At 68.1% G+C, this 14,804-nt stretch carries 7 protein-coding genes and 1 pseudogene; 4 read left to right on the forward strand and 4 right to left on the reverse strand.

Features of this window, described 5'->3' with window-relative positions; genetic code table 11:
- Nucleotides 1–73: 73 nt before the first annotated feature.
- Nucleotides 74–1,258 carry a hypothetical protein gene (locus tag ACVTJA_RS23085; RefSeq protein ID WP_465839217.1) on the reverse strand — a complete coding sequence of 395 codons (1,185 nt, stop codon included), beginning with the start codon at nt 1,256–1,258 and terminating at the stop codon, nt 74–76.
- A gap of 132 nt (nt 1,259–1,390) precedes the next feature.
- Between ACVTJA_RS23085 and ACVTJA_RS23090 the strand changes: the two genes are divergently transcribed.
- On the forward strand, nt 1,391–5,587 hold the full coding sequence (locus tag ACVTJA_RS23090; RefSeq protein WP_465839218.1) for an MG2 domain-containing protein: 4,197 nt from the start codon (nt 1,391–1,393) through the stop codon (nt 5,585–5,587).
- Nucleotides 5,588–5,684: 97 nt separating this feature from the next.
- On the opposite strand, the gene ACVTJA_RS23095 is transcribed toward ACVTJA_RS23090, so the two are convergent.
- Nucleotides 5,685–5,828: a cyclophilin-like fold protein gene (locus tag ACVTJA_RS23095; RefSeq protein ID WP_465840499.1), complete on the reverse strand. Its 144-nt coding sequence runs from the start codon at nt 5,826–5,828 to the stop codon at nt 5,685–5,687.
- Nucleotides 5,829–6,223: 395 nt separating this feature from the next.
- Here ACVTJA_RS23095 and ACVTJA_RS23100 point away from each other — a divergent pair, with 395 nt between their 5' ends.
- Nucleotides 6,224–9,559 (forward strand): cellulase family glycosylhydrolase, encoded by a 3,336-nt coding sequence (locus ACVTJA_RS23100; RefSeq protein ID WP_465839220.1) that lies wholly within the window; start codon nt 6,224–6,226, stop codon nt 9,557–9,559.
- 410 nt (nt 9,560–9,969) lie between these two features.
- On the opposite strand, the gene ACVTJA_RS23105 is transcribed toward ACVTJA_RS23100, so the two are convergent.
- On the reverse strand, nt 9,970–11,193 hold the full coding sequence (locus ACVTJA_RS23105) for a CARDB domain-containing protein (protein ID WP_465839222.1): 1,224 nt from the start codon (nt 11,191–11,193) through the stop codon (nt 9,970–9,972).
- A 526-nt stretch (nt 11,194–11,719) separates the two neighbouring features.
- Between ACVTJA_RS23105 and ACVTJA_RS23110 the strand changes: the two are divergent.
- Nucleotides 11,720–11,848 (forward strand): annotated as a pseudogene (locus ACVTJA_RS23110) (hypothetical protein); the annotation flags it as partial.
- A 189-nt stretch (nt 11,849–12,037) separates the two neighbouring features.
- Here the strand turns inward: ACVTJA_RS23110 and ACVTJA_RS23115 are convergent.
- Entirely contained in the window at nt 12,038–12,865 is an 828-nt protein-coding gene (locus ACVTJA_RS23115; RefSeq protein ID WP_465840782.1) for a hypothetical protein, read from the reverse strand.
- Nucleotides 12,866–13,338: 473 nt separating this feature from the next.
- On the opposite strand from ACVTJA_RS23115, the gene ACVTJA_RS23120 reads away from it, so the two are divergent.
- The gene (locus tag ACVTJA_RS23120; protein ID WP_465839224.1) at nt 13,339–14,748 is read left to right on the forward strand and encodes a right-handed parallel beta-helix repeat-containing protein; all 1,410 of its coding nucleotides are present in this window, start codon (nt 13,339–13,341) and stop codon (nt 14,746–14,748) included.
- Nucleotides 14,749–14,804 lie beyond the last annotated feature (56 nt).

Raw genomic sequence — 14,804 nt, forward strand, 5'->3', positions numbered from 1 at the left:
CCGCCGCCAAGGCGAGCGGTAACACGCCTCGCCCGGCGTTCCGGATGACCGGCGTCACTGAGTTACAGCGCGCTCACACGATGTTGCCGTGGCCCGCGATGATGGCCCAGGTGGCCAGGGAGCTGTTGACGCTGGTCCAGTAGCCGTAGGACTCGTAGTACCAGACGGCCCAGTGGGCCTGCATGTTGAGCGCGCGCGGTGAGTCGGGCAGGTCGCCATTGATTTGCGGGTCCGACGCATTGCGGATGACGAGCCACAGCGGCGCCTCATCGCCCAGCTCCTCGGCCACGAGCCCGAGCACCGCGTCTCCCATCTCCACGCCCGCGCCCGCTGCCTCCAATCCGTTGCGCGAGGTGCCGAACTCGAAGAAGTCGGTGGTGAGGATGGGGTGGAACTCGGGCATGTCGCGCCCGTCCACCTTGAAGTCCGGCGTGTTGCGCGGGCCGTGGATGAGCGGGCCGGTGAAGGCGTAGCGCTTGGTGGGCGGACCGAAGTCCGGCTCCGCGAGCTGGTCCGCATGGCGTGCCATCAGCCGGTGCGCGTCGTCGAAGTACTGCGTGGGAATCGTGAAGTCGCAGCGATACGTCTTGCCGTTGAAGTCCTCGTTGCGGAACTCCTGAGACAGGCGGAACCTCGCGGCGCGGGTGATGATGACGTCGCCCAGCTCATGGTCTGGAAAGGTCGCGCCCGCGGTGCCCACGGTGAGCACCATGCGCGGCTTCACCTCGCGGATGAGCTGGTGGAACATGTCCTTCACCGGCAGTGTCGCGGTGCCATCTCCGGTGCGCTTGCCGTCCTGGTTGAGGTGCAGCTCCGACTTGAAGCACAGCACCTTCTTCGTGCCGATGCGCGTGAGGAACCAGCTCCCCAGCCGGCCCACCCGCTGCGAGGGAGCGCCCTTGCGGATGTTCGGCCGGTACTGCGACTCGTAGTTCCGGTCGTAGTTGTACCAGCGCTCGCGCCGCACGCCCGGGGTGAGGGTGTCCGCCAGGGCTTCGACCTCGGCCACCGTCCAGGTGACGACCAGGTAGTCCGCCTCGGGCAGGGGATCTCCAGGCAATGGAGCAGGGGTGACAGGCTGGGGGGTGGGCGCCAGGCCGGCGGGAAAGGGTATCCCGAGGATGACCTTCTCCAGCGCGGCCCGCTCCCTGGGTATGCCCAGGGCCTCCAGCGGCTGTTCTTCCTCCAATGCCCCGTAATCGATGATGTGACGCGCAAGCAGGGTGGGGCTGCTCAGGATGGAGTGGGGGTTCGGCACGGCGCACCTCGCAGGAGAGTCCTCTGATTGGAGGGCGCCCGGGTCGGGTGTGACGCGGTGCCCCGGCCCTCTGGCTGGAGGCTCGGGAAGGGGGCGCAGAACTTCCGGCCTGCTCACCCGTTGACGGATGCCATGACCCTCCACGTCTCGCGTGCCCTGCGCACGCTCCTGCCCCTGGGGTGCATCGCCCTCCTCGCGTTGCTGTCTCCTCGAGTCCTCGCGGCCCGGGCCACCACCCGCTCGCTGGGCGGCGCGAACCGCTACCTGACCTACGTCACCACCGACAAGCCGTTCTACCGGCCGGGCGAGCAGGTGCTCGCACGCGGCCTGGTGCTGGAGGCCCTGAGCCGCAAGCCCTACGCGGGCGCGCTCCAGGCACAGGTGGAACTGCGCGGGCCCAAGGGAGACGTCGTCACCACCAGCACGGTGTCCACGGGAGATTCCGTCTGGGGTTACGCGTGGCCCATCCCCGCCGGCCAGCCCGGTGGCGAGTACACCCTGCGTGTCACCTACCCGTGGACGGGCGCGGCCCCGGCGGAGCGGAAGTTCGACGTGCGCGCCTTCCGGGCTCCGCGCCTCAAGTCGCAAATCGAGTTCCTCCGCGATGGCTACGGGCCGGGGGACACCGTCACCGCGACGCTGGACGTGAAGCGCGCGGAGGGCGGCGTGCCCGAGGGCGCGAAGGTGACGGCCAACGCGCTTGTCGACGGCGCCACCGTGGCGCAGGTGCCGTGCACGGTGGACGGGAAGGGGCGCTGCACGGTGCGCTTCCCGCTGCCCAAGACCATCGAGCGCGGCGAGGGCACGCTGGCCTTCACGATTGAGGACGGCGGCGTGGTGGAGTCCGCGGCGAAGACGATTCCGATTCTCCTCCAGACGCTGGACCTGGCCTTCTACCCGGAGGGCGGAGACCTGGTGGCGGGGCTCGCCTCGCGCGTCTACTTCGAGGCGCGCACGCCCGCGAAGAAGCCCGCGGACCTGGTGGGCCGCGTGGTGGAGGTGGGCTCCGGCCGCGTCGTCGCCACCGTGCGCTCCGAGCACGAGGGCCGCGGCCGCTTCGAGCTGACGCCGCAGGCCGAGGTGAAGTACGCGCTGCGCATCGACGCGCCGTCGGGAATCAAGAAGACCTTCCCGCTGCCGGAGGTGAAGCCGAGGGGCGCCGTCATCCGCGCGCGCGAGGACGTGGTGCCCGCGGGCCGCATGGTGCAGCTCGCGGTGGGGGTGTCTGGTGTGGGCCGCGCGACGGTGACGCTGAGCCAGCGCGAGGTGCGCGTGGCCTCGGCGGTGCTCGGGGACGAGCAGGGTGGGCCGGTGACGCTGGACCCGGGCGAGGCGGACGGTGTCCTCGTCGCCACGGTGTGGGACCACGACGGGCGTCCGCTCGCGGAGCGGCTGGTGTTCCGTCAGCCGTCGAAGCAGGTGGAGGTGGAGCTGAAGGCGGACCGCAAGCGCTACGTGCCCGGTGGCCCGGTGCAGCTCACGGCGCGCACCACGCGTGACGGCAAGCCGGTGTCCGCGCTGGTGATGCTCACCGTCACGGACGACGCGGTGCTGGAGATGCAGGAGAAGCGCGACCAGGCGCCGCAGCTCCCCGTCATGGTGCTGCTGGAGCCCGAGGTGAAGGAGCTGGCCGACGCGCAGCTCTACCTCGACGCGAAGAACCCGAAGTCGAAGCTCGCGGTGGACCTGCTGCTGGGCACGCAGGGCTGGCGGCGCTTCGCCCTGACGGACACGCAGGGCTTCCTCTCGCGCCACGGTGAGGCGGCGATGCGCGTGCTCGCGGTGCGCTGGCCGCAGGAGCGCCCGGTGCGCAGGCCGATGCCCTCCGTCCGCAAGGGTGGGCGTGGGCGCGGGTTGGCCCTGGATGACCGGGCGCCCGCGGCCGCGCAGAAGGCCATGGAGGAGCCCATGCTCGAGCGAGAGGAGATGCCCGAGGACATGCTGGGTGCGGACGAGGGCGCCGTCATGGGCGGCGTGGTGGGAATGGCCCAGCCCGTCGCGGCCATGCCGGCTCCCGCGGCTCCTCCGGCTCAGGCTCCCATGGCCCCGGGGCCCGCGAACCCGGCGCCCGTGCTCCAGGCGAAGGAAGAAGCGGCGCCCATCGAAATCGAGATGGAGAAGGTGGCGCGGCGCGCGAAGCGAGACATGCGCTTCGACGAGGTGCGCGGCCAGATGGGGCAGCTCGTCTACCTCCGCGAGTACGCGCACACGGCTCGGCCGAACCGCAAGGCGGGCGACCGGGTGGACTTCGCGGAGACGCTCTATTGGAACGCCGGCGTGCGCACGGATGCCGGCACCGGCGAGGCGCGCGTGGCGTTCGCGATGAGCGACTCGGTGACGACGTTCAAGGCGTTCGCCGGGGCGGTGGGGAATGACGGCGCGCTCGGCTCCGCGGTGGCGGAGCTGGAGTCGGTGCAGCCGTTCTACGCCGAGCCCAAGCTGCCGCTCGAGGTGACGTCGGGAGACGTGGTGCGGCTGCCGGTGGCGCTGGTGAACGGGACGGAGTCGAAGCTCGCGGGCGCGGGCGTGAAGGTGGAGCTGAAGGGCGACGTGAAGGTGACGGGCAGCCGCGCGGTGGACCTGGCCTCGCAGGCGCGGGCCCGGCAGCTCTTCTCGCTGGAGATTGGCCAGGAGACGCAGCCGGTGGACGTGAAGCTCACGGCGAGCGCCGGTGAGTACTCGGACGTCGTCACCCGCACGCTGTCCATCAAGCCGCGCGGCTTCCCGGGGCGCGTGTCCTTCGGCGGGCTGCTGTCGTCTAAGGCGCCGGTGGCGCACCGGGTGGTGCTGCCGGACAGCGTGGTGCCCGGCAGTGTGCGGACGTCCATCGCCGTGTACCCGGGCCCGCTGGCCAACATGACCGAGTCGCTGGCTCGTCTCATCCAGGAGCCCTCCGGCTGCTTCGAGCAGACCAGCTCCACCACGTACCCGATGACGATGGCGCAGCAGTACTTCCAGACGCACACCGGCGTGAGCCCCGAACTGGTGGCGAGCGCGCGGGAGAAGCTGGAGCGCGGCTACCAGCGGCTGGTGGGCTACGAGACGTCCGAGAAGGGCTACGAGTGGTTCGGCCAGAATCCCGGCCACGAGGCGCTGACGGCCTTCGGCCTGCTGCACTTCACGGACATGCAGCAGGTGCGCGACGTGGACACCGCGATGCTGACGCGCACGCGGGAGTGGCTCCTCCAGCAGCGGGACGGGCAGGGCGGCTTCAACCGCAAGCGCCGCGCGCTGCACGTGTGGGTGGAGGACCCGGACACGTCGAATGCGTACATCCTCTGGACGCTGCTGGAGAGCGCGGGGCAGCCGGCCGCGCAGGCGAAGGAGCTGTCTCGCGAGGTGGCCTCGCTGAAGGCCGCGGCGGCGAAGAGCACCAACAGCTACGTGGTGGCGCTGGCGGCCAATGCCATGGCGCTCGCGGGGGACACCGCCGAGGCGCGCAAGCTGATGGACCGGCTCGCGTCGCAGCAGGGCAAGGACGGCGTGGTGGGCGGCGCGACGCAGTCCATCGTGGGCAGCCAGGGTGAGACGCTGAACATCGAGACCACCGCGTTGGCGGCGCTGGCCTGGATGCGTCAGCCCGCCTACGTGGCGAACCTGGAGCGCGCGATGAAGTTCATCGCCGAGTCCAGCGACGGCGGCCGTTACGGGACGACGCAGAGCACGGTGCTCGCGCTGCGCGCCATCATCGCCTACGACAAGGCGCGCGCGTCGAAGCTCACGCCGGGCCTGGTGCGCGTGTACGTGGAGGGCCGTCCGGTGGGCGAGCCGGTGCGCTTCGATGGCTCGTCGCAGGAGGCGCTGAAGCTGCCCGACGTGAGCGCGCTGCTCGGCCCGGGCGAGCGCCGCGTGGAGCTGCGGATGGAGGGGGGCGCGGAGCTGCCGTACTCGGTGGAGGTCACGTACAGCGCGCTGGTGCCGGACAGCTCGAAGGAGACGCCGGTGGCGCTGGAGGTGGCGATGGCGAAGACGGACCTGACGGAGGGCGAGCCCACCGAGGCGCGGGTGGTGATTGCGAACCGCACGGGCCAGCGGCTGCCCACGGCGGTGGCCATCTTCGGCGTGCCGGGCGGGCTGGAGGTGCGGCATGACCAGCTCAAGGAGTTGGTGAAGCGGCAGGTGGTGGACGCGTACGAGGTGCTCGGGCGCGACGTCGTCCTCTACTGGCGCGGCATGGAGCCGCGGAAGCGCATCGACGTGCCGCTGTCCCTGGTGGCCGCGGTGCCCGGCACGTACACCGGCCCGGCCAGCCGCGCGTACCTGTACTACGCGGACGAGCACAAGACGTGGAGCGAGGGCGTGAAGGTCTCCATCGCTCCGAAGCCGTAGTGACATGAGGGGCCGGGCGGGCACATGAAGCCCGTCCGGCCTCGTGCGCTATCTGACGCAACTTCACGGCGTCTCTTCGTCCAGCTCGAAGCGGGCCTCAAGGTCGCCGCGCGCGCCCGCCAGTTTCCTCGGTTCCCGACTCGATATGGCCCAACTTGACGAGCCCGCTCGAGTACCCGAAATCGCGATAGTAGATCGCCAGGTTTCCCCAGGGCGCGTAGTAGGTCAGGGTCCGCGCCAGCGGTCGATGGAGCCATGTGCTGTATACGGAGCGTTGGGTTCGATACCACCCGCGTTATTCAGGAGAGGCAGGCGCGTGTGACGGTGCCGGATGCTCCCTTCTCTCCCCCATCAGTCGCGTCTCGCACTCGGGGAGTCAAAGCCGAGACAATGTTTCACTCCCGGGGGCACCCAGGCGCCGCACGGCTGGGAAAAGGGGGCCGCGTCGGCACGGCGCGCGTCAGCGGGATGCCCTGCGAGAGAGGGCATCCGAGCGCGAGCCGCCGTCCCTCTTCACTCGGCGATGTCAGTCCGGCCGCGGACGAGCGAGCGGCTGGGGTGCAGAGGCAGGCAGCGTAACCAACCTGTCCACCGAAGCGGGGATGCTCAACCTTCTGGAGGAGCAGGAGGCCCCGGATGCAGAAACGACAGGTGAACGACACCGTTCGCTGGACGGATAGCTCCCCAGCGGCGGGCCTTGTCATTCTCTTTGAGCTGGAGGGCGGCAGCTCATTCCCCGCCACCGAGGCCCTCTTCCCCCGCTTCGTCTCGGTCACCACCGACCACACCGGCAGGTTCACCGCCGAGCTGTGGTGCAATGCAGAGGGGGAGACCCCGACCCTCTGGCGAAGCACCTTCCCGACTGGGGAGGTGTTTCGTTTTGTGCTCGACCCCGGCACCACCCCGGTCACCTTCCGCTCCCTACGGGCCGTGGGCAAGGCCGTGACGAGCAGCCGCACCCTACGCTTCGCTTCGCTCGACGAGCGCTACGCGCTGAAGGACGCGGTGGCAGTGGTGGGACCCCAGGGCCCCAAGCAGGGACCACGAGGCGAGGCTGCCCCCCAGGGCGAGCCCGGGCTCGCAGGCAGTGGCGGCAGCTCCGAGCCCCAGCACGGCTGGACGGCTGACGGGGACCACTTCTGGATTGCGCCCGAGAACATCACCGTCGAGAGTGCGGAAGAGCGCGGGACGGGGAGCCTCACCTACGGCAAGGCTACCGGCTTGCAGACGAGCTTCGCCGCGGCTTCGCTCCCGGTGCCGCTGCTGATGGGCGACGTGCTGCGCCTCCGGGCCACCGGGGTGAGCGGCTGGAAGGCCGTGCTGCTCCGGCTCGGCGCCTATGCCCCCGAGGCCCCGGCTCCCGAGGTGGTCACCTTCGACTACCCGACTGCCGTCGCTTCGGGCTACGTCCCGAGCGAGGACGCCATCACGCGGCGGGCCAAGGCCCAGCTGAAGGCGTTCACCGACTGGCTGGACACCCACGGCCGACCGAAGGGCTACGTGGGCGAGGTGGGCTGGCCCAAAACCGACGACAACTGGCACGCCCTGGCCGAAGCCTGGTACTCCGCCGCCGACGCCGCCAAACTCCACGTCACCAACTGGAGTGTGGGCGACTGGTGGGGGGACGCCCAGTGGCAGCCCTACACCCTCTCCTCGGGCGCCTGGACGCCGACCGGGAGCGCCCGGGTCGTGGAGGCTCACCCGACGACGGAAGACCGCTGGCGCGGCGTCAACCTCAACATCGCGGAGTTCGGCACCGGCGAGGACCTGCCCAGCAACGGCGGCGCCTTCTCGAGCATCAACCCGGGGACCTACAACCAGGACTTCAAGTACCCCCGCGAGGATGTCTACGCCTACCTCTACGGGCGCGGCGTGCGCGTGGGACGCCTGGCCTTCCGCTGGGAGCGCATGCAGCCGACCCTGCGCGGCCCACTGGACGCCACCGAACTGGGGCGCCTGACCGCAGCCGTGAACGCTGCCAACGCCGCGGGTATGAAGCTCGTGCTGAACCTGCACAACTACGGGCGCTACTGGCGCGGGACGGACGCGAACACCCGCACGGAGCTGTCCTTCGGCAACGGGCTCACGGCCGCCGACCTGGCCGACGTGTGGGGCCGTCTCGCCACAGCCTTCCAGGGCAACGCAGGAGTCCTGGGCTTCGGTCTGATGAACGAGCCCCACGGCTTCGGGGCGAACGGAGCCTTGCTGTGGGAGCAGGTGAGCCAGGCCGCCGTCACCGCCATCCGCAACGCGGGCAGCGGGAAGCTCATCCTGGTCCCCGGTTACGACTGGGCCTCTGCCGCCGTGTGGCCGACCCATCACACCCGCGGGAGCTGGATTGACGACCCGAGCGACAACTTCGCCTACGAGGCTCACCACTACTGGGACGACACCCGCTCGGGCGCCTATGAGAAGACCTACGCCGAGGAGAACACGCTGGCCGAGGACCAGGGCTACGGTCTCCCGGTGGTTCCTCCCGGCACGCTGAAGATCATGCCGCTGGGCGACAGTCTGACCGGCGAGCCCCGGGCCTGGCGTCTCCCGGCCTATACGCAGCTGACGGCTGCTGGGTTCAAGGGCGGCAACTGGACCTACGTGGGTGCGGAGTACGACCAGTTCAGCTCCATGCCCACCGAGTACAGCAATCATCAGGGCAAGGGCGGCTGGAATATGTGGGATGTCTCGGACGGGGTGAACGCCTGGCTGACCGCGACACCGGCCGACGTCGTCGTGCTGCACATCGGCGCCAACAACATCTACAACCAGCAGAACGAGACCTCGGCCCAGCTCAAGGACGCCTGGTTCGCCCTGGTGGACAAAATCCTGGCGCACAGCAGCAACGTCACGCTGCTGGCCTGTACCTGGGGTGCGGTCAGCTCGCAGACCAATCCTCCGAACAACTACGACCGGGCACAGACCGTCGTCGAGGTGAACAGCCTCATCAAGGCCCAGATCGTCAACCACCCGCACTACGGGACCCGGCTCCACCTCGTCGAGCACACCTACACCGATGCCGACACCCGCGACGGGGTGCATCTCACCGAAGCGGGCTACGAGAAGATGGCCCTGCCCATCACCACGAAGCTGATGGCCGTCTACCCGCCTGGCGCACCCGCGGGGGTGACCGACCTGGAGGCAACGGCTCCTGCCGCCACCCAGGTGACCCTCACCTGGTCCGACGCCGCGGGTGAGGCGAGCTACACCGTCGAGCGCAGTCCCGCGGACGCGGACATCTGGAAGGTTGTCGAGGCGGGCATCCCGGCCAACTCCACGAGCTACGCCGACACGACGGTGGTGGCGGAGACGGCCTACGACTACCGTCTGGCCTCGGTGAACGCCGGGGGTACCACCTCCTCGAACGTAGCGACGGTGACCACACCGGCCGCGGCGGCGGCGGGCCTGGCCTTCATCAACGCCTCCCACGGGAGCGGCGAAGGTGACCAACAAATCATTCTTGCCCGGCCTGCGGGTACGGTGGCGGGGACGGAGCTGTACCTGGGCGTCTTTCCGGGCGGCGACGTCGCGGCCCCGACCTTCCCTGGCTGGGACCTCGTGGCCGGTGCGACGGTAACCGGCGAATACGCGGGCTTCATCTACCGGCGCGTGGCTCAGGCTGGCGACGGCGCCAACTACAGCTTTCCGCTGGCCGAGTGGTGGAACTGGCGGGCGGTGTTGGGGGCCGTGGCCGGCGGCGACGGGGTGGCCGACACCGCGGTAGGCACGAACCACTGGGAGGAGCAGACGGCCCAGCTGACGGTGACTGCCCCTGCGGGCAGCCTCCTCCTGCACTTCGCCAGCGGCAACTTCGATGCCGTGACCGGCGACGGCGGGATGACGCCCAGGGTGAAGGCCGATACGTACGCGCTGCACAGCGAGGGGCCCGTGGCGGCAGGCGGTTATACCCGGCGCCTGACCGTGCAGCACGCCCAGCTCAACGCCGCGATGCTGCTGGCCCTGAAGCCGAAGCCCTGACGGAGACGCAAACGACCGACGGGGAGTGGGGCCGCCTGAAGGCGGCGGCCCTCGAGTATTCGGTGTACCGGCCGCGGCTGGACATCACCACCCGCACCACGCACTCCGGGGCTCCTGCGCTGGAGCGAGCTGCGCGGGTCGCGTGGGAGGGCTCGGGGCCTCGGGTCCAATGTGCTGCTGCCCGCTCCGGAGCCTGCCCTGTTTCGTACGAAGCGGGTCGGCAGCTCCGGTGGGCAACTTCTATGAAGCGGTCCCCGAGCCGGGCACCGCGCCCCAGCGCCTTGTTGACAACTCATACCTCTCTTGAAACTTCGCGCTCGCACCAGGCGGACGGTACCCATGGCGCATGAGGGGCTCACTTCGCAAGGGAAGTAATTGACGCCATGCGCCGCCACGCCCATGCCGGCTGGTTATCCGAGGCAGACGCCGCTGACTGTATTGTTGCCTTCATTTGATTCAGCGACCACGCCGGTTGCGTCTACGGTGATGCGGAAGGCGCAATTGGCTTGGAAGCAGTTCGGTGGAATGGGGGCAGGCGGCAGAACTACTTGAGCTCCCGGGCCGAGGGGCGGGGTCGGAATGTCGACGGATGTCCCGGTGGCGAAGGTGACACGAGTGACCGATGCGCCGGCGGCGCCTGTCCCCTGATTCCTCACAGTGACTATCAAGCCCTCGGCCGTACGGTTGCAGAAATCGCCGTTGGGTAACGGCACCGGCACCAGGTCCGGCAGCCCCTCTGGAGGTTGGACTCGGCAACAACAGACTGGCTTACGCGGGTGGACGCGTTCGGTGTGGAAGGAGACGAGCTGGCCGTCACGTCCTGATGCGGTGTAGACAGCGACGACATCGAGCTCGACGTCGCTTTCGATAATGGCGAAGCCCTTGGCGAACGGTTCGTCGGTGCCGATGTGGCGGAGAATGTCCTCGGTATCGATTTCGAGTGCGCAGTCCGGACCGAGCTTCACGTTGACGAAGTTCGTGACCGGGCCGGACCTTTCCGAGGGGAAGCCCACGGCGAAATTCTTACGGAGGCGGATGGTCTTGTACGTCGGGTTGTGGACGTTGATGGCGGTGAAGTACATCCCGGGCGATAGGATTTTGCCTTCGGCTTTGCCGCAAACGAATTTGACGGCGTATCGGTAGGCCGGGGTGTCTTGCGAAAGTTCCAGTTTGGCGCCGGAGATGAGGGAGTCGTCGGCATAGCGCATGGGCAGCTTGCCGTTACCAGCGGCGAGGGCGGCGAGGATCGCGCCTGGGGTGTAGGTGGGGATGGCGAGGAGGTCGATCTGGATGGTGCTGGTCACGTTGACCGGCAGGGTCACAAGCGGTGCTCTGATGCCATCGAAGCCTGGGAGATCCAATACGACCATGTCGGTGGAGACTTGCTGGTTCTTTGGCGTGAGCGTGAGGGTGAGGACAGCGGATGTGAGTCCTTGGGCCTGGGTGAAGAGTTGATAGGCCGGGTCGGCGTTGAAGTCGAATGTCCAGCGGGTCTCTTCGTCGTGGCCATCGCCAACGGCGCTTGCTCCGGGGGGAGCGTTGATGAAGAAATCGCCGTTCTTGACAGTGTCTGGGTAATTACCCGTAGCTGGGGCGAGGCTGCCGCTTGCGGTGGCTGTGATGGTAATGTTCATTGGACCTCCTGAAAGCCTTGCGGGCCCGATTGAATGTGAGTTGAGAGAGGAGACTGGGGGCTTCTCCACATGCCCTTGGTTTTCACGGGACGTCCCTGGTGAGGGACCGTTTGCCCATCCTCCGGCGATGCCGCTGGTGCAGTGCCAAGCGCCACTCACGTGTCCAGGAACACCTCAGTGTGGGCAGTCTCAGATGACGGGATGGTTGTAGATCCTCGTGAAAACACCTGATGAACCGGTTGGAGGTGCGCTTTCCGGGACGGCAATGTCCAACCAGCCCCGGGTATCAGGTAGTGACCCGCGGGGGGGCGGGACGTTGGGACTTCAACAGGGGCGCGGAATAGGAGCCTGCTCCCGGGAGTCCTTCGGATGCCCACCGCATCCACCAGGGCGAGCTGTCCCAGGTGCCCCCCGCGGACGCGCTGGCCGACTTCTACTTCGTGGAGAAGGAGCGGCCCGAGACCATCCTCGCGGCCCTCAAGACGTTGGGGAAGGAGCGCATCCCTTCCGCTTCGGGCTGCACCCAATGGACGAGGTGCAGGTGCTCGTCCCGACGGACCGGGAACTCATCGGGACCTCGAACCTCAACGCCGTGCTGCAGGAGCACTTGAATCCCTCGGGGGAGGAGCTCGCCCGCAGCAGCCGGACATTCCGGGTAGGCGAAAGAGTCATGCAGGTGCGCAACAAATACGAGCTCGACGTCTTCAACGGGGACACCCAGAAGCGCTTCACGCGGTTCGCCGCGCGGCGAGGCATTCCCGACGAAGTATCACCATTCGTCCCTGCCCCCGGATACAGCGCTCAAGGAGAGACTCCGCTACCGGCGATCGCGTGGCATCTCGAACTAGGCGTGTCGGATTGCACGCATCTCCGCTGTTTTCTGCATGATCCGCGCGAGAGGCTCGGCGGAACGCTCGTCAGGCAGGGGCGTGCCCTGGCGGTTGAGCATCATCTTCTCGACTTCTGCGGTCACTTCCTCCCCCTTGGTCATGACCGCATCCGCTTGCTTGACGGCGGAGGCTGCCTGCTGCTGGGCTTGGGCTGCTCGGGCGTCCGCAGGCACACGGCCGAAGTAATAACCAATCACCACACCGGCAAGGCCCACCAACACCTGCAGAATATCCTTGCTGTCGCCCATCTTGTCCGAGTTACCGGCGTTGTCGACGGCACGTACGGAAAGATAGACGGTGAAGCCCACGAGGAGCAGGCCGATAATGGCAGTGATCGCCTCCTTGAAAACCTGGATGATCACCTCCGGTGTCCACTCGCGCGCACGAGGCGGCTGTTCCAGTGGCGTAAGCGGAGGGGAGACACTGCCAGACGTGGGCCCGGTAGGCTCGGCGGTGCTGGCCTGCCCCGGTGCGCCTGCCGTGAGCCCGATTGCGTTGGTGGCCTTTGGCAGTGGGATGAAGCGGGCGGCTCTGGCTCCCTCCTCACCCAGGACGTGAGGGGCTGGCGTGCTGAGGATCTCGGCCACGGGCTCGTACCGACGCACGAGTGCGAGCACCTCCGCCGTCAGCGCCTCCTCGTTCTGCATCACTGGCGGCAGGCTGCGTTGGGCGAGCGCCCGTCGCTGGTCGTCGAACTCGGCGAAGGCTTCCTGGCTCAGCTTGGCCCGGATGGCATCACGGTTGTCGTCGAGGGCTGCGAGGATGTCATTCACGTTGGGCATCGTATTTCCTCCAAGGCTCATGCGGCTCGCACGACCGCCTCGGGATGGGCGTCAAGGCTGTGAGCCATCCAGGAGAAGCAGGCACAGGCCCCGCGGCAGATTGGTATGGCGCGCCGCTCGCCGGGAGACTCCTGAGCTTGGGTGTGCTCGCTCATGACTTCGACCTGACCAGCCCCATGCCCAACCCACTCTCGATAACACCAATCTTGGGTTGACCCGCTTCAAGGCAAAGAGAGGCCATGCTCCCTCACCGAGCGCTTTGCTGAACGGGCTTCCTTCACAGGGCTGAGGCCGCCCAGCGGTGAGCATCAAGGTAGTTGGCGCGTGAGCGGATTCAGCCCCTGCGCTTCATTTCCTGCACTGCCGGGGTGAGGTTAAGAGCGGGTCGGGCGGGCGAGCGCACGCAGTTCGCGACGCTGCCTTCTCACAAGCGTCGCGAGCACTCTCCCTCCACGCGGAGAGGAGGGACTCCGATGATGCGAGCGAAGTGGATGGGCGTAGGGCTGCTCACCGTGCTGCTGGGCGCATGCAGCCAGGTGCAGAGGACGGCGGACGAGGTGGGCGCGCAGCTTCCGGGTACCGGGCAGAGCTCGGAGGAGGACGGGCAGGGGACAGGAGGTTCAGGGGCTCCGTCTCACGCTCCCTCCACACGTCCACAGCACTTCTCCCGCGAGTGGTACGTGAGCACCTCGGGCTCCGACAAGGCGGCCGGCTCGAAGTCAGCTCCGTTTCGCACCATCCGCCGGGCCTTGAAGGCGGTGGGCCCCGGTGAGGCCATCCTGGTCCTCCCGGGCATCTACGCGGAGACCGTCGTCATCGACGGCGACGTGAAGGCGGGACGTAAGGACGCGCCGATTACGCTCAAGGCCGTGAAGCACGCGCGAATCTTCCCGGGTGGGGGAGGGACGCTCGTGCAGATCCGCAAGCCCTACTGGATTGTCGACGGCTTCGACATCGACGTGAGGAAGCAGCCGCGCTTCGCCGTCATCTTCGAGGGCAACACCGAGGGCTCGATGCTGGTCGGCTCGCACCTCCATGACGGCACGCTGGGCGGCGGCGTCACCACGTTCGGCGGCGCGCACGGCGTCACCATCGAAGGCAACAACATCCACGACTTCCGCAAGAAGCCCCGAGGCGACTCGCACGGCATTGTCGTGCAGGCCACGTCCCGCGACATCACCATCCGCGACAACGACATCCACGACAACTCGGGGGATTCCGTGCAGTGCCTGAAGCCGGACCGGGCGGGCCAGACGCCCGCGCGCGGGCTGCTCATCGAGAAGAACCGCCTCTACTCCAACGACGAGAACGCGGTGGACATCAAGACGTGCAGCAGCGTCGTCGTTCGCGACAACGACATGCACGGCTTCCGCAAGTCGGCCACCTCCGCGGGCGAGGCCGTCGTCGTCCACTACTCCGCGCGCGACGTCAGTGTGGAGAACAACCGCATCTCCGACGCGGGGCGAGGCATCTCCGTCGGCGGCGTGAAGGACGGACGCCAGCCGAACCCCACCGAGGTGGAGGTGAAGAGCAACAAGATTACCGACATCTCGAAGGAGGGCGGCGGTGACGGCACCGGCATCCGGGTGGAGAACGCGAAGGACGTGGCGGTGGTGGGCAACACCATCGACAAGACGGAGGGCTACGGGCTGATGGTCGGTCTGGGAGCCAACAACGCGCCCAGTGAGAATGTGACGGTCCGTGAGAACGTCGTCCGGAGCCCGAACCTCGTGAGGCTCGGCCGGCACCGTCCCGGGCTGCGCATGGACCGCAACCGCTACGCCCGCGGTGGACTGCTCAAGGCGGACCCGAAGGAAGTCCGGGACCTGACGCAGTGGAAGAGCATCTCCGGGGTAGATGGCACTTCCGCGCAGGTGCCCTGAGGGTTCCTCGTGCAGGTCGGCGCGCAACAGGCCATAACTCGGCATGCGTGCCCACC

It is taken from the genome of Pyxidicoccus sp. M6 (assembly GCF_055568925.1).